The sequence below is a fragment of the Paenibacillus sp. RU5M genome (genome assembly GCF_900221055.1).
Classification (GTDB): Bacteria; Bacillota; Bacilli; order Paenibacillales; family Paenibacillaceae; genus Paenibacillus; species Paenibacillus marchantiae.
This window is the reverse complement of the sequence record NZ_OBQM01000008.1, coordinates 38,949-54,207: the sequence shown is the minus strand read 5'-3', so window position 1 is coordinate 54,207 and position 15,259 is coordinate 38,949. Positions and strand designations below refer to the sequence as shown.

The following is a 15,259-nucleotide window of genomic DNA, read 5'->3' as shown; positions in this document are numbered from 1 at the left end:
ATTCGTGTGTTTATTAAGTGGACTCCAAACTCCTCACTTGTTACTCCTTACTGCTCCTTGTTACTTCACTTTATAAAAATACGGTCCGCACCTGGATTCATGGGTATGTACATACGTCCATGTGAATTCTTGGTCAAAAATATAAATGTCCTGTTCCGAATCAAAATCTTCTGCGATGACCTTATTCGCATTCTGAAATACCTGTATGAATGGTGTATGTTGATACATGACATACACCTCGTTATTATTTTCGGCATTAAAAGCATCTCGTGCTGCATTGTCTGTTAGGCAATCCTGTTTCTCATAACTGAACATATGCCACTTGTACTGGCTATAATAGATGGCCTCTTTTACCTCTTCACTGATGTTCTTGGCAAATGTGTTATCCCATTTCTGTATAACCTCTTCGGATTCCTCGCACAATTCAGTCACAAGGACCCCCTTGTCCTCCAAATTTTTGTTATACATATATTTGCGGTGCACAAGCTCGATTCGCGAGTACACCACATTCAGTTCATGGTCCGGTAGAGCATCCAGCAACTCATTAATTTCATCTCTAATCATCATAACCTCCGAAGTTTGTAGGATTTAAGATTTAAGGATTTATAATAAACTAGCATTCCAACTACTCAAAGTTTGCTTCTTCTCGAAGCAAATAGGCCAATCGGTACATTTCTGCAATGTCATATCTATTCTGCTCTTCAAATCTCCTTATCGCTTCACCAATTTCCACAACCTCTACGGCAATTACCTGTTCCCCATCCATCGGATTCAGCGGTTGGCCAACGAGTTCAACCTCTCCATAGCCAATAATTCTCACAAAATGAGGATGTGGAATATGCGGTCTATACGGCTCAGGTGCACTCGACATGCAATGAAATTGTCCAAACACCCGATACGTGACCAACTTGGCTCCGAGCTCCTCCATCACTTCACGTTGCAGACCATCCATATACTTCTCTCCTACCTCCAACGTTCCTCCAGGCAGCTCCCATTTTCCGTTATCGATCTGAAAAACAACCACTCGTTCCCCCACAAACGGGATAATGCTCACATTGCTTACCAGCGTTTCATCCACGATGTCATTCAATCTAAACTCCGCTTTAACAATTCCCCAATGAATCGATGTGCTGAGCGCCGGGAACTGTTCCCGATCCAAAGTCTTCATTTTTCTATCCGATCCTCTCTATGTAAAATAAATCTTCCATTATAAGTTCTATCTCTCATTATAGATCAAAAAAGAAAAAAGAAGGCCACTTTTCCCATCGGGAATTCATGGACCTTCTAATGTTATTTCAGTTGAACTAAAGAAAGTTTACACTTTCCACTCTGACCACTAATGGTGTACCAGTTTCCCGTTTTCCAAAAAGAGAACCCGATCACATAGCGGCAAAATCCGCTCATCATGCGTAACCATGACTGCACTCTTGCCCTGCTCCTTCACGAGCCGTGCAATCATGCTCACAATATCCAGTCCACGTTCCTCATCCAGACTGGCTGTCGGTTCATCCGCCAGCAGGACGGCCGGATCATTCATCAAAGCTCTGGCAATGGCAACCCGCTGGCGTTCTCCGCCAGAAAGCTTCTCGGCATATGCCTTACGTCGATGCGATAAGCCTACCGTATCCAGCAGCTCATCGACCCGCTTCTCTGCCTTGTTTTTATCTGTTCCGGCGAGCTTGGCGACCACCATCAGTTGTTCTTCCACTTTCAGATACGGAATGAGGTTGGCGCTTTGAAAAATAAACCCGAGCTGCTGGAGCCGTACATCGGATATGTCCTGTTTGTTTTTGCCCATAATCGATGCGCCATCCAGCATAACCTGTCCCTCCGTCGGTTCAAGCAGTGCACCTGCGATGGACAGAAATGTACTTTTGCCTGAGCCGGAAGGCCCCATGACCGCGACGAGTTCTCCTTCGGCCACCTTAAGATCCAACTTATCCAATATCGTCCGTTTGACTCCACCATCTTCAAAAGTCTGTGTAATTCCCTGCAATACCAGTCGGTTTCTCATGCTGCTGTCCTCCCAATCGCATCAAGCGCATCAATTTTGGTAACCTTCCACACCGAGAATAGCGAACCCGCCATAGACATCACCACGAATAACACACAGGTTAGTGCTAGGGTGGACAAGCCTAATTGAAACGGCATCGAAGCTGGCAAGATCGATTCAAACAGCTGAACCAACAGCACACTGATCACCAGACTGCCGATGGACAGAAGCAATACTTGCAACGAAACACTGCCCGCCAGATATGAATTTCGCGTCCCAATGGCTTTCAAAATACCAAATTGACTCGTTTTCTGAATCGTGATGACGTAGAAGAATACCGCAAGCACAAACGCCGAGATGACAAATAAAAAGGCAATCATCATGAGCAGTGAGCCCTGCTCTTCCTTGTACCCAGGAATAGCGGATACCGCATCTGACTTCGTTATTACTTCTGTATTCGGCAAAGCAGTACTGAGGCTGTCTACCTTCTCACCTGCATCTTTAACGGCAATCGCATTGTATACCGGAGCATTAGAGTTTGCTGTTCCTTGCGAAGTACGAGAACCTTCTTGAATAGCGAGCCATTCCTGCTCGTTCAGAAACACAACCGGTGAGTGACTGAAGGACTCATTTTCCACAAATCCACCCACGGTCCACTTCGTGCCCGAGGCTTGATCGACCAGTTCCGTTCCAATCCTCACGCCAGATTCAGACAGCTTTTGATCCACTACAACCTGCCCGGATTTCAGATCCGTAATTGTAGAGCCTTCGGTTACGGTTGGAGCCAGCCAGCCTTCCGGGTTCACCATAAATAGCGTTACATCAATCTTCTTCGTGTCACCAGCTGGACTGACCGTTGTCATTTTCACACCCAGCGGTTCAGCGTTCTCTTGCCCCACAACGGAGCGTGTCTGCTCCAGCTGGTCCTGATTCACCTGGGAGCGGGTAAACCGATGATTCGAATCCTGCTCCAGAACAAAATGGGTTGCTGCCATATTTTTGATGGATGCCGCGTTATCATACGCGAGCCCCTGTGCCAGACCTGTGACAAACAAAACCAGAAATGATACAAGCACCATAATTGTAGCAATTAATGCATATCGCCCTTTGGCAAACCTCATCTCTCTAATAGCCAAGTACATATTCTCTGACCTCCTCTTGATAACCCAAGTATAGGAGGCGAAAATGAACGGCAAATGAATAACAGATTACATCTGCGGGAGCGTCACGGTAAAGACCGTTCCTTCTGACGAACTGGAGACCTCAATCGTACCGTCATGAATGCGGATAATTTTCTGCACAATGGCAAGTCCAAGTCCAGTTCGGCCGGAAGAGCGCTCTCTCGCACGGTCAACCCGGTAGAACCGATCAAACAGGAAAGGCAAATGCTCTGCCGCAATCCCATCTCCTGTATCCCGAATATAGATTACGCACTGGGCATTGGTCTCTTCTGCACGAATCTCGATGCTTCTCCCCTGTGGAAGATGATTCACGGCATTACCCAGCAGATTCATCCATACTTGCATGAGCAGCACTTCATTTCCATATAACTGGATGGATTCGGGTACCGAGATCCTTAGCAACAGTTCTTTTTCTTCCAACTGCCATTGCAGCACCTGAACCGATTGGCGGAATTGATCTCGTAGAGAAAATCTCACTTTGGTCAAATCCTCATGACCTTGTTCCAGAGAGGACAACAGCAGCAATTGTTTACTGAGCAATGAGAGATGGCGGCTCTCCTCTTCAATAATGGAAGCATAGTGCTCCCGTTCTTGTTCAGGCAGATCTCGATCCGCTACCAGTTGGGCAAAACCCTGAATCGAGGTCAGCGGTGATTGAATCTCATGAGATACGTTCGATACAAACTGCTGACGGGCCTGATCCACCCGCTCCAATTCACGACTCATGGTCATGAAATGCTGGGCCAGCTGTCCAATCTCATCACGCCTAGTCGTGGACAATTTCAGATTATAGTTTCCTTGGGCAATGCGCTTGGTCGCCTCGGACAGACGTTCAATCGGATTCACCAGATAGCGGGTACTGATTAAAAAGAGCAGAATACTAATGCCCACCGTAAACGCTCCAATCAACGCAAAAAAGATACGCAGCTCACCGAACTGCAAAATAACATCAGGGCGCATAAACAACGCATAACTTGCATTGCCCATCTGTAGATGAACACCAACGGTATTACTCAATTGATTATCGAAGAAACCCGTAATGAAGGGTTTGCTGGGAAACTCGGCAACGCCGTGGTATATCTCACCACCTAATACCCGATCTACAGCCTGCTTGTCCAGATCTTTCTGGCGGAATTCGCGGCCATAGAATTGGTCATTCCCTTTTCCATCTGTCACATAAATTTCGTAACCGAGCGCTGCGGCATTGTCCAGGTAATGCTCTACCGTAGCGGGTTCCTGCTCCACAAACTGCTTCATTTGCGTCGCGATGCCAACTAACTTCTCGTCATTGAAAGACTTCAGCTTCGCATGATAATAAATATTGGATAAAAGAAAACCCAGCATGGCGCTGACCAGAATCACCGCGATTGTAATCATAAACACCCGAAAGTACAGTGATCTCAATGCGCTTTCACCTCAATCTTATAACCAATCCCCCGTACCGTCTGAATGACAAAATCATCCCCATAATCGGCAAAACGATCACGCAGCCGCTTGATATGTACATCCACGGTGCGGTCATCGCCTTCATAATCCGCTCCCCAGACCAACCGAATTAGTTCATCACGCGAGAATAATCGCCCCGGAAACTGAGCAAGTTGAGAGAGTAGCTCGAACTCCTTCATTGGCAAAAAGAGAATCGATTGCCCATCGGAGACCTCGACATTATTCCGGTCAATCACGATGCGATTCATACGAATGATATCACTGGACGTACGATGGTACCGACGAAATAATGCTTTAACCCGGTAGACCAGTTCCTCGGGTTCAAATGGCTTCGTCACATATTCATCTGTGCCTCTCAAGTACCCATCCCGCTTGTCGGATAGTTGATCCCGTGCTGTCAGCAGCATAATCGGTATGTCATAATGTTGCCGAATGAAATCACATAACTCCAGTCCGTCCATACCTGGCATCATCACATCCAGAATCGCCAGATCGATTGGTGTTGCTTGCATAACCTTGACTGCTTCCACTCCATCCTGTGCTTCATGTACCCGATACCCTTCCTTGGTCATGACATGCCGGAGGAGTGCTCTAATATTGGCGTCGTCGTCCGCCAGAAGCAGATTCTTCATATTGTTGTCCGCCCCTTTTCTGTTAAGTTGAAATGAATCATTTTTACACTAGCCACTACAAGGTCAGAACAATCTTCTGATCGCTGTTATCCCCAGATTTTTTTATTTCCTATTCAAAGGTTAAAATCCGGGGATAAAGGCGAACGCTCCGCTTCTCCAGATTTTTTCTGACCTCTCCGTTACCGTGTAAATATTATTTTTAACTTATATTTACTTCATTTTATTATTTGTAGCGGGAACTTCCTCGACATTCATCCTGCACAGATGGTAGCACAAAAGTAACGTAAACCGCCAGCGCACATGCGATGAGCTTACAGGTCATGTTTATATTTTCTCGAATCTGGTTGACACTATTATTAGGTGTACCTATAATAAAACCATAACATATGAATAACTGCTCATATGTTCATGTATTAGCACTTTATCATTTCCGAAGATCACTTGTAGTCACAAAAGAAATCAATTACATAACGGAGCATGGCTCCAAAGGAGAGGATCTCATATGTCCGGACATCATCACAACCACGACCATGGACACAATCATGGTAGTACCAATAACAAGAAAGTACTGTTATTTTCCTTCATTATTATTACCGTTTATATGATTGTTGAAGCCGTTGGCGGATTCATGACGAACAGCTTAGCCCTCATCTCCGATGCAGGTCATATGTTGTCTGATTCCATAGCTTTGGGGATCGCCTTGCTGGCGTTCACCTTTGGCGAAAAAGCGGTGAATACAGGCAAAACGTACGGGTACAGACGCTTTGAGATTTTGGCAGCCACGTTAAATGGGGTCACCTTAATCGCCATCTCACTTTACATCTTTTACGAAGCAATTGGTCGCTTCATCAACCCACCAGAAGTCGCAACAGTCGGTATGTTGATCATCAGTATCATCGGCTTGCTCATTAATATCCTGGTGGCATGGATCATGATGCGCGGTAGCGATACGGAGAAAAACTTGAATATGCGCGGAGCATACCTCCATGTCATTAGTGATATGCTCGGATCGGTTGGCGCCATTGCTGCTGCTTTGCTTATGATGTTCTTCGGTTGGGGCTGGGCCGATCCACTCGCAAGTGTCATTGTAGCTGTACTGGTTCTACGCAGTGGATTCTTTGTCACCAAATCATCCTTGCATATCTTGATGGAGGGAACGCCAGCGAATGTGGATGTAAATGACCTTGTTCAGACCATCAAACAAGTCGATGGCGTCAAAGGCGTGCACGACGTGCATGTCTGGTCCATCACCAGCAACCTGAATGCACTGACCGCTCATATCGTGGTGGATGGAACGATGGATGTGTATGCATCCGAGGTGCTTGTTCAGAAAATTGAACATATGCTGGAGCATAAAGAAATCAAACATGTGACCTTGCAGGTAGAGTCTGAAAAACATCTTCACGACACCTCGGTATTATGTACCGTCAAAGGCGACGCACCGGATGCTCATGCGCATCATCATCATTGAGATTAATAGTTGTAAATAGAAACAGGACTTATTCCCGTTAGAGGAATAGTCCTGTTTTTCATTTTGCACGTAACTTTAATTCCATTCAGGTGTTATGTAATACAAATGGCATTATCAAATTAATTTGTTGTACACTGTGATTTACTTAATATAACGAGGAGGTTATATCTACCATGGGGAAATTCCAAAAGTTCATGTCAGTGATCCTTGTACTGATAACGCTGCTCCTATTTCTTAACTACCTGGAGCTAAGAGAAAACAATAGACTACAAAATATCATCATAGATGGTATATATAATTAGCCTATCCATTTAAGTGGATAGCTTGGATATGTTCTCGATCAAAATCAATAATCATAATGTGACCTTGTAATACATTGTCTCCACAGGCTATCGTTGCTCCGTAGTCCTCTTTACTGTTAAATGTTATATCTACTTGATATACTTCAATTTCATTAAACCAATCCTTATGTACTTGTTCACGAAGTTCATTCTCATAATAATTTCGAAATACGGCCTCACACTCCGTAAACCAATGCAGATATGACTCTACTACATCAGCAATTGCATCTAACTGAATAGTCGTCGATATATAGAGTCGGACATCATTTAAATCCTCATCCTTAATGGATTGCTTAAATATTTGGACTGTATTTTTTAAAACATAACATTTGTACCTCTCATCACTCTCTTCAACTAACTCAATGAAATCACTTTGCATCTTAATCCTCCTTCCATAAAACGACTTGCATGATGCAAGGTATGGCTTCTAGAATAGGCATCCTATACTTTCTCGTCAATGAAATATTTATTATCGCCTTGTTTATTGTTATTTTGTTTTTTAATTTCAGTTCTCAAATAGTGTACTTCTTTTATTAGATCCTCAAGTCTTTTCGATGTTTTTGAAGAATCTATCACATAACGTATAACTGCAGCAACGATAAGAAACACAATAAAACATAGGATCAACGCTATAAGAGCTCCAAAGAATTCCATCCTGATTTACAACTCCTTACTTATATTAAACTGTAATTGATTAACTGTTATGTTTACATGCATATAACGTATTGTCAAACCAAGTGCGAGGGAATTACTCTGGAGGATTTGTGAATACCACTATATAGAAAGAGGTAATCATCATGACAAATATAGCATTTTTCCCGATTCTTCTGCTCTTCCTTCTTCTCACAGCCTGCGCTTCAGAAGTTCCTACTGAAAATCATGACACTGAGGTTATCCCAAGAAATGAGGCTATGCCCATGATTGCAAATGTTGAGACTAACTTTCCCGAAAAAGAAGGTTGGATTATAATTCCTACAGATAGCACAGAGTTAAATGTCACAGTAGAGGCGACCAACGCGGAAACACTTCTTTTCTGGGCCGTTCCAACAGGAACTGAGACTTGGGGAGAACGAGAACTTATTGGGTATGATACTAACGAGGACGATGGGTGGAAGATAACGTGGGATATTGCGGGTAAGTCTGTGCATCACCATGTGATTGTTCAGGCATTGGGGAGTGACGGTAAGACCATTACTGATGAAACGATAAAGATTACGAATGAGTAAGGTTGATTTAGATTATTTAATTAACGAAGATATTTATTAATAATGGAGACCCACCCCGATAACTATTATCTTAGGTAGGCCTCCATTATGGTATGTAGTTGTCTCTGAACTACTTAATTTTAGAGAACAGCTTCTCTTTCTTTTGTTCAAACTCAAACTCAGTAATGATATTTTTTTCTCTCAACTCACCTAATTGCAGAAGCTGTTCGTGAACATTTACACGTGGCTTTTTTAATTTATTAGCTCTAACCAAAACTACAATTGAAAAAGGTATGGCGTACAGCATGCTTAAAAGTCCCAAGATTGCTGCGCTATCAGGATCTTCTGGCCCTAATCCGAATATCATAAAAAACGTTAATGTAAATAACACAATACCAATGATCGACAATGCTTTCAATTATAATTCCTCCTAAACATCGACCTCGTCCCAATTCATAATGACATATGCAAGTTGAATTAAAAGCATAACCAGATAACTTATATTTACAACATAACAGAATTTTAGATTTTTGGCTTTATTCATGTACTCTTCTTTACTAATATTCCCAGTATCCAATCCGGATTTAAGTTTCTTATTCGAATTCAATAATAAATACAACTCAATAGTCCCAAATAATCCCCATACTAAAGTGAAAACTAATGAGACGGCATTAGCAACCGATAATAGCATAAGGGAACCTTCATCCAATCCCCTTCCATATTTAAAAATAAGATTTATGACCAATGTCATGATAATTAACCCAAAACCAATAAAACTTAAATATGGTGTAAACCTGGAGCTTCTCACGCTCACTCCTCCTTTTAATAATTGAGACTATTTAATAAAATGAGCTCGTCCTTCTTGGTTAGAACTAAAAATATAGTCTGGATACTTGTTTGCAATAGGTGGAAGCTCATGCTCGGGGAAAAATTGCAGATCTTTCATCTCTTCATTATCGGATGCCAGTTGTCCAGACTTGATACTGCATTCAAATACGATCGTTAAATATTCAACCTGGTGACCATTACTGTATGTAAACCGCTGCTCTTCACCACCATAGATCCCTATCACTTTCTCCGGTTCTATGATAAGTCCTGTCTCTTCCCATGCTTCTCTTATCATCGCTTGAGCAGGTGTCTCACCGAGCTCGATTGCCCCAGCAATTAAGCCCCAGTTGGTTTCATTATGTTTACGACCGAAAAAGATCTCTCCTTGTTCATTTCGGATAACCCCAGCCACACCTGGCATAAAAATCAACTCGTTTCCGATCTTTTCCCTAAGGTTTTTATAATAATCAGACATTCCCATAATTGAACACCCTCCTATCACCTTATTATTAAAGTTCGATGCCATTCGGCTTACCTCACTCCGGTCCTCTAATGATCCATTGCACTGCATCTAAAATATGTTCTGCGACATAATCAGGTTCTGTCTCTGACCATCTGTCTCTAAATTTTGTTAATGAGGATTCTCCCCAACCTGTCTTCACCATGATCTTTGTCGCTCCTACTGCATGGGCAGCAAGCATGTCGGTATCCCCCACGTCACCAATAACTATGCATTTTGATAAATCCAGATCGTGTTGCTCAGAAGCATGTAACAACATAGCAGGTTTCGGCTTTCTGCAGCTGCATTCTTGTTCATGTGGACATATATAGGACTGATCAAATCCATATTCACGAAATTGTTCTTCAAAATCTTGAACAGTTGCTTCTCCACGAGAAATTCTGTATTGATTTGTAAAAGCAAAGACCTTAATTCCGCTTGTTTTTAAAAGCATGATTGCTTCCTTCGCATTCGGATATAATTCAAAATCTCTAGGATGAATAAAGTGACCTGTCCCATCGATTGTTCCATCTCTATCCATAAAAACAGCTTGTACATCCAAATTTGATTTGGTCATGGTCTGTCCCTTTCCAAGAGAATTTTACATTGTTAAGCTACACTATGTTTTTTGTTCTCTTACTTATGGTTACTCTTTTTCTTATTTTAGTTCCTAAAGAAACCTCCTAATTTTTTTCAATTTTACTGTAACATTATTTGACTTGACCCGTTGTCTAAAGAGAAGGAGGAGGAAACTTGAAATGAGGAGTGATTTATATGCCGAACTATTCAAGCAGTACCAATCCTCCCTGCATCTCTATCTATACCGTATGTGTGGATCTCAGGAGACAGCTGAGGAGTTAGTTCAAGAAACCTTTTACAGAGCCATGGTATCCATGAAAGCAGAGCATGCAAGTTACGCCAGAGCCTGGCTATACAAAGTAGCTCGGCATTTATTTATTGATTGGTATCGTAAATATCGTGGAGAAATTCAAATGAATCGAGAGATGGAGCAACAAGCGACAGAAAATACATATCGTTCCCCTGAGGAAGTGCTCACAGCTCGTGAACGTACCCTTCGTATTCAACAAGTGATGAAGAAACTTCCCGAACAGTATAGGACCATTTTGGTGCTACGAGAAATGAACGAGTTATCTTATAAAGAACTTTGCGAGATTCTGGATATGAACATGAACAAGGTTAAGGTCACTCTTTTTCGCGCCAGAGAACGATTCAAAGCAGAGATGCTTCAAATGAAAGGAGACGTTTGAGAATGTCTAAAACACCACATGATGAGGAACGTGTATTTCAGGAAGAGGATTTTGAGTATCAGCGTCCTGAATGGGGTCATAAGCAGTTTAAACGAATGGTTTGGAAAACGAGATGGAAGTTTTTCCTAAATGCAGGAGGAGCTCTTTTTCTAGTATTTATGGTATATCACATCTATGTATCGTCACTCCATATCTATTTTGATCAATCAGCGGTACGTAACAATTTCATGCGTTCCATTATATCTGTTGTTGAAATGCATGGTGACGGACTTCGTGTAGAAAAAAAAATAAATGTTCAACCTTTTGAAGTAACCCCGTTTTTAACTCAAAAAGCTAATTTGAAAATATATCGACACGTAGGTTCATGGGAGGTAATCACAGGTGAAATTCAAGCTGAACTCAGTATAACCGGTAAATTCACCTATACGATTACTAATACAGGAGCGTATATGAATGGCAATAACCCAGGCCCTTTCTATCTCCCTTATTCACTAGTGGGTGGTAAATCTGATCATAATGATTCTGAGGAAAGTAGTAGCCTTAAGCGGCTAGGTAAAATTGATGATGGACATGTCGCAGAGATGTCATTATCCTTGAAAAATCTAGCGTCTCCCGACCAACTGATGCAGCTTCTCTCAGATTACGATGTTGCGGTGACCGCCATGCCGATCTATTCAGGCGAATTCACCGAGCCTGGTGTTTCCTATTCACGCGCAGGAATGTTTGACTATAATATTCCTCATCTTAGCCTTAAGCCTCTTTATGAATTCAATGACAATGGTGCAAGATGGTTTAATTACTTTGTATCTGACGATGCAGGACAGATGCAGGAACAAATTCAAGCGATGATGTCTGATCTAGAATGGATGTCAAACCATATTGAGTACAGTGGTGCTGAACTGGATAAACAACGTCTTGCCTATTTAAAAAAGAATGGCGTTCAAGTATATGGCGCGGTTGTTACTGGTCCCGTACGAGAGTTAGAGAAACTTACAAAGGTCCCGGAATTCCAACAGTTCCATTTGAATCGAGTAGAGATATGGAATTGGGATTAAAATGACTTATCCAGTATCGACATTACGTTTCATATAAGAAAAGAGATGATACCTGTTTAATCAGTGGTATTATCTCTTTTTTTTGATTTCTTTTTTTCATAAAATCACCTTGTGTAATATTATTGTTGCGGGAAGCTCAGTTTCTCTACCGCCGCCTCTGCCTCACTCTTCTTCTGCGAGAATATCTTCACAGCGAACGATCAGTTCAGGCATATTTTCTCCGTAAAATAAAACATGAAGCTCATATCCGTTATCGATCCTATACAACTCCTGATACAGCCAGTAACTGCCTACAATCTCTCCTTCTCGCTTGATGATTTCGGGTGCAATCAGCGTAAGTTTATTCATATTAGTGAAGCCTCCACTGGTATCAAAACGAATGACAACTTCCTCTCCCGTCAGCAGTTCCGTCACTGTACAATCATGAAACTGAACCCGGCTACGAATTTCATCCGGAATATCCTGCGCTAAAATGGCCTCCCTGTATTCTTTCGATACGCGGTCCATCTCTATCGTATTTTCCGCACTCTGTTTCTTTAACTGAAGCAATATTTCTCTTGTGCAATACCCAAGCGTAAACAAACGGATATCTACAATTTGCTCATAGATTTCCTTTGGTAATCGTTCTTCCTGGTGTTTGTAATCCCATTCCTGCATGTCTTTAAATGCAATTCTATGCTGCAGTTCTTCAAAAGGAGGCCTCACATCATACTCTGCGATTAATTTCTCGATCCGCTCTCTTTCTTCAGCAGGCATCTGATATACTTTTTTATCATCTTCCGATATTTCATTCCCACTAAAAAACTTTTCGGCAGGTACAAAAACATGGCCATTTTGCTCCAGCAAAAAACGAGGATCTGTATTGTACATCTCACGCTGAAGCTCTATATACTCTTTTTCTTTTCTTTTATAACGTCGCAGGAAAAGTGCTTCGTCCAATTCGTAAGCTCCTCTATGTACCCTCATCCCAAAATGAAGCCCTGTCCGCTGACAAAGCTCATACCATTCTTTCGTTAGATATCTCATGGGCATCTCTCCTGCTGATTTTTAGAAATCTAAATTTACTTTGTTTTAATTTGTGACGAGAATTTAGCTGCACCTGGAATTCGTGTGCGTTTAAAATAAGCTGTTAATTGTTTAGGATGATTTTTGACAATATCATATTCATTAATCGTGTTTGCGATAACCAATCTCGTAAAACCCAGAACCTCGACAATTTCAGATCGATCTCGTTAGAAATTGCTCTATTGTTTACATCGCTACTCCTCCAAAATCTTCAGCCTCAACGATTCCTTATATTCAACAGACGTACTGGTCTACGCTAAGGTTTGAAAGAACTTGTGTTTCACATCTTTATGATTCCGTGCTGCCCATGCATATAACTCCTCTAGTCCTGCGGATTCCTGACCTCGTTGAAAATAAAAACATAGATCCATCGGCACTAACCGTTTACCATAGAGTTTGATGCCAATCCGTCTGTAATTCATATAAATGCATTCAATCTCGGATGCATCGTATTTCCGATGTTTCGTAGAAATCACATGATCGCTCTCCAGCGTAATACTGGGTTTAGTGAAAAATAAACGCCAGATCAGAAAAACGATATAACCCAGAATATAGGTCAATATAACGATCAGGGAGTACTTCAGAATACCATTTTCATCGTAAATAACATTTCTGAAAAGCATAGCTTCAATGGCCAGCATGCATATTAAATTCAATACATCTCTTGGATAAATCGTCTTGTATGTGATGAGTTTCACCTCCTAATCATTCTCTCCATTAATCCGAAGCCACTCGGAAGGGGCTTTTCTGGCAAAATGCTTTTCAACAAAATCCAAAATATCATCAATTCCGGGCAATGCCGCATTTTCTTTGGCTTCGTCAAACGTCATCCATTGGTACTCGGTATGTTCATGATTTAACCGGACAGGCTGGTCTTCATCCACGTATCCTACAATCAATTTCTCGCCCCCTTCTCTTCAGAATCGAAGTCCTCCAAAACTTTAAACTTATCCCCGTGGATTTTATCCAGATGCTCTTCTCCCCAATAACATAAATGGTCCAGGGCAGGCTTGAGTCCCCAGCCGTAGTCCGTTAACTCGTATTCCACTTTGGGAGGAACCTCCGAATATACCTTGCGCTGCACGATCTCGTCCTTTTCCAGACCTCTGAGCTGTGTTGTCAGCATCTTTTGCGTAATGTCCGGTATCAATCTTCGAAGCTCCGACGTGCGTTTACGTCCTGTCATCAAATGATAAATAATCAAAGGCTTCCACTTCCCGCCCATTACTTCCAGGCCGCCTCCACGCCAACTTTATATTTTTTTGGAGCGTTTGTGTCTTCATGTTCCGTCATTCTGAACCCCTCCATAATCAGGCTGTATTCAAGGTAAAACGTAATCTTCTTGCTGCTCTTTTTTCCATTATTTAAGCCCATTTTTAGGCATCCATTCAGGGTACTTTAATGTTCCTATGGCACTTCATTCTTCCTATAGAACATCAAAGTGCGTACTTCCAGATGTTTTCATACCTGTTTATAATAGCATCAGCCGGCGATTCATGGCTACAAGACAGCAATGCAGAAAGGTAGTGAAAGATAAGATGAATGTATTAGTCGTTGTGTCGCATTCGAGAAAAGATTCCCTGACCTTCCAGGTTACCGATCATTTCGTGCAGGGCCTTGCCGAGGCTGGTCACGATTTTGAGATATTGGATTTGCATGGCATTGGCTTCAACCCTGTTCTCCAAGGCATAGATGAACCTGACTTTACCAAGGAACATCAGGTTTTCTCCCCTGAGATAGAAGCGGAGATAGAGCGATTGAAGAAGCACGACGCTGTCGCTTTTGTGTTTCCTCTCTGGTGGTGGCATCTGCCAGCCATGCTGAAAGGGTATGTGGATCGTGTCATGAACAACGGGTTTGCCTACGGCTCGAACAAGCTTCATCATCAGCAGATGTTATGGATTGCTCTTGCGGGCGTGACGGAAGAACAGATGCAGAAGCGAAACTATGATGAATCAATCACGAATCTGCTCAATGTGGGTATTGCCAATTACTGCGGCGTGCCCCAGTCGAGCGTTGAATTTTTATATGAAACGTTGGATGCGCAGCCTGAGCATTATGAGGCACTTCTGAAACAGGCGTATCAGTTGGGACTAAATTATGATAACGCTATCCCGACTCCATAACGGTATTACTTCCCTATATGAGGTCTGAAGTTTTGTTGTAAGTTCGGTGGCTTGAAGCCTTTTTTGTGAAAATAAATCACGTTAACCATCACGCTAATCTCTCGAGTTTAAGAACAACTACCCTTTAAAACACAAATGTAGGGTCGCTC

The 15,259-nt window shown here is 42.3% G+C and carries 20 protein-coding genes and 1 pseudogene; 5 read left to right on the top strand and 16 right to left on the bottom strand.

The genetic code is table 11. The features are described 5' to 3' along the window. Positions 1 to 60: 60 nt before the first annotated feature. From CRO25_RS21615 to CRO25_RS21590, 6 genes are all read right to left on the bottom strand, one after another. Positions 61 to 564, bottom strand: a complete 504-nt coding sequence (locus CRO25_RS21615; protein ID WP_079696413.1) for a DUF4275 family protein — start codon at positions 562 to 564, stop codon at positions 61 to 63. Between the two features lie 61 nt (positions 565 to 625). Then, on the bottom strand, positions 626 to 1,168 hold the full coding sequence (locus CRO25_RS21610; RefSeq protein ID WP_079696412.1) for an NUDIX hydrolase: 543 nt from the start codon (positions 1,166 to 1,168) through the stop codon (positions 626 to 628). Between the two features lie 168 nt (positions 1,169 to 1,336). Beyond that, entirely contained in the window at positions 1,337 to 2,014 is a 678-nt protein-coding gene (locus CRO25_RS21605; RefSeq protein WP_079696411.1) for an ABC transporter ATP-binding protein, read from the bottom strand. Next, on the bottom strand, positions 2,011 to 3,135 hold the full coding sequence (locus tag CRO25_RS21600; protein ID WP_079696410.1) for an ABC transporter permease: 1,125 nt from the start codon (positions 3,133 to 3,135) through the stop codon (positions 2,011 to 2,013). Before CRO25_RS21600 ends, CRO25_RS21605 begins: the two co-directional genes overlap by 4 nt. A gap of 66 nt (positions 3,136 to 3,201) precedes the next feature. Then, the gene (locus tag CRO25_RS21595) at positions 3,202 to 4,551 is read right to left on the bottom strand and encodes a HAMP domain-containing sensor histidine kinase (RefSeq protein ID WP_257018707.1); all 1,350 of its coding nucleotides are present in this window, start codon (positions 4,549 to 4,551) and stop codon (positions 3,202 to 3,204) included. A gap of 23 nt (positions 4,552 to 4,574) precedes the next feature. Continuing rightward, positions 4,575 to 5,252: a response regulator transcription factor gene (locus CRO25_RS21590; RefSeq protein WP_063564057.1), complete on the bottom strand. Its 678-nt coding sequence runs from the start codon at positions 5,250 to 5,252 to the stop codon at positions 4,575 to 4,577. Positions 5,253 to 5,754: 502 nt separating this feature from the next. Here CRO25_RS21590 and CRO25_RS21585 point away from each other — a divergent pair. Further along, a complete protein-coding gene (locus tag CRO25_RS21585) occupies positions 5,755 to 6,723 on the top strand; it encodes a cation diffusion facilitator family transporter (protein ID WP_079696408.1) in 969 nt (322 codons plus the stop codon). Between the two features lie 303 nt (positions 6,724 to 7,026). Here the strand turns inward: CRO25_RS21585 and CRO25_RS21580 are convergent, their stop codons facing one another. Together CRO25_RS21580 and CRO25_RS21575 are read right to left on the bottom strand one after the other, a co-directional pair. Then, positions 7,027 to 7,443 carry a hypothetical protein gene (locus CRO25_RS21580; protein ID WP_079696407.1) on the bottom strand — a complete coding sequence of 139 codons (417 nt, stop codon included), beginning with the start codon at positions 7,441 to 7,443 and terminating at the stop codon, positions 7,027 to 7,029. 62 nt (positions 7,444 to 7,505) lie between these two features. Beyond that, positions 7,506 to 7,718 (bottom strand): hypothetical protein, encoded by a 213-nt coding sequence (locus tag CRO25_RS21575; protein ID WP_079696406.1) that lies wholly within the window; start codon positions 7,716 to 7,718, stop codon positions 7,506 to 7,508. Positions 7,719 to 7,861: 143 nt separating this feature from the next. On the opposite strand from CRO25_RS21575, the gene CRO25_RS21570 reads away from it, so the two are divergent. Then, positions 7,862 to 8,290 (top strand): hypothetical protein, encoded by a 429-nt coding sequence (locus tag CRO25_RS21570; RefSeq protein WP_079696405.1) that lies wholly within the window; start codon positions 7,862 to 7,864, stop codon positions 8,288 to 8,290. Between the two features lie 109 nt (positions 8,291 to 8,399). Here CRO25_RS21570 and CRO25_RS21565 read toward each other — a convergent pair whose 3' ends face one another. Genes CRO25_RS21565 through CRO25_RS21550 form a run of 4 tightly spaced genes read right to left on the bottom strand, consistent with a single transcriptional unit; the run spans position 8,400 to position 10,173 of the window. Continuing rightward, positions 8,400 to 8,687, bottom strand: coding sequence for an SHOCT domain-containing protein (locus CRO25_RS21565; protein ID WP_079696404.1), 288 nt, complete (start codon positions 8,685 to 8,687; stop codon positions 8,400 to 8,402). Positions 8,688 to 8,699: 12 nt separating this feature from the next. Then, positions 8,700 to 9,077, bottom strand: coding sequence for a hypothetical protein (locus CRO25_RS21560; protein ID WP_079696403.1), 378 nt, complete (start codon positions 9,075 to 9,077; stop codon positions 8,700 to 8,702). Positions 9,078 to 9,104: 27 nt separating this feature from the next. After that, positions 9,105 to 9,578 carry an NUDIX domain-containing protein gene (locus tag CRO25_RS21555; RefSeq protein WP_079696402.1) on the bottom strand — a complete coding sequence of 158 codons (474 nt, stop codon included), beginning with the start codon at positions 9,576 to 9,578 and terminating at the stop codon, positions 9,105 to 9,107. Positions 9,579 to 9,633: 55 nt separating this feature from the next. Beyond that, on the bottom strand, positions 9,634 to 10,173 hold the full coding sequence (locus CRO25_RS21550; RefSeq protein WP_079696401.1) for an HAD-IIIA family hydrolase: 540 nt from the start codon (positions 10,171 to 10,173) through the stop codon (positions 9,634 to 9,636). A 181-nt stretch (positions 10,174 to 10,354) separates the two neighbouring features. On the opposite strand from CRO25_RS21550, the gene CRO25_RS21545 reads away from it, so the two are divergent. Beyond that, positions 10,355 to 10,864 carry an RNA polymerase sigma factor gene (locus CRO25_RS21545; protein WP_079696400.1) on the top strand — a complete coding sequence of 170 codons (510 nt, stop codon included), beginning with the start codon at positions 10,355 to 10,357 and terminating at the stop codon, positions 10,862 to 10,864. A 2-nt stretch (positions 10,865 to 10,866) separates the two neighbouring features. Further along, positions 10,867 to 11,919, top strand: a complete 1,053-nt coding sequence (locus CRO25_RS21540; protein ID WP_079696399.1) for an anti sigma factor C-terminal domain-containing protein — start codon at positions 10,867 to 10,869, stop codon at positions 11,917 to 11,919. Between the two features lie 162 nt (positions 11,920 to 12,081). Here the strand turns inward: CRO25_RS21540 and CRO25_RS21535 are convergent, their stop codons facing one another. From CRO25_RS21535 to CRO25_RS21520, 4 genes and pseudogenes are all read right to left on the bottom strand, one after another. Beyond that, positions 12,082 to 12,945 (bottom strand): DUF4085 family protein, encoded by an 864-nt coding sequence (locus CRO25_RS21535; RefSeq protein WP_079696398.1) that lies wholly within the window; start codon positions 12,943 to 12,945, stop codon positions 12,082 to 12,084. Between the two features lie 290 nt (positions 12,946 to 13,235). Then, a complete protein-coding gene (locus tag CRO25_RS21530; RefSeq protein ID WP_143813196.1) occupies positions 13,236 to 13,607 on the bottom strand; it encodes a hypothetical protein in 372 nt (123 codons plus the stop codon). A gap of 78 nt (positions 13,608 to 13,685) precedes the next feature. Continuing rightward, on the bottom strand, positions 13,686 to 13,883 hold the full coding sequence (locus CRO25_RS21525; RefSeq protein WP_179132229.1) for a hypothetical protein: 198 nt from the start codon (positions 13,881 to 13,883) through the stop codon (positions 13,686 to 13,688). Then, a pseudogene (locus tag CRO25_RS21520) lies at positions 13,880 to 14,277 on the bottom strand (winged helix-turn-helix transcriptional regulator). Before CRO25_RS21520 ends, CRO25_RS21525 begins: the two are co-directional and overlap by 4 nt. Positions 14,278 to 14,522: 245 nt before the next feature. On the opposite strand from CRO25_RS21520, the gene CRO25_RS21515 reads away from it, so the two are divergent. Further along, positions 14,523 to 15,110 carry an NAD(P)H oxidoreductase gene (locus tag CRO25_RS21515; RefSeq protein WP_079696396.1) on the top strand — a complete coding sequence of 196 codons (588 nt, stop codon included), beginning with the start codon at positions 14,523 to 14,525 and terminating at the stop codon, positions 15,108 to 15,110. Positions 15,111 to 15,259: the final 149 nt, after the last annotated feature.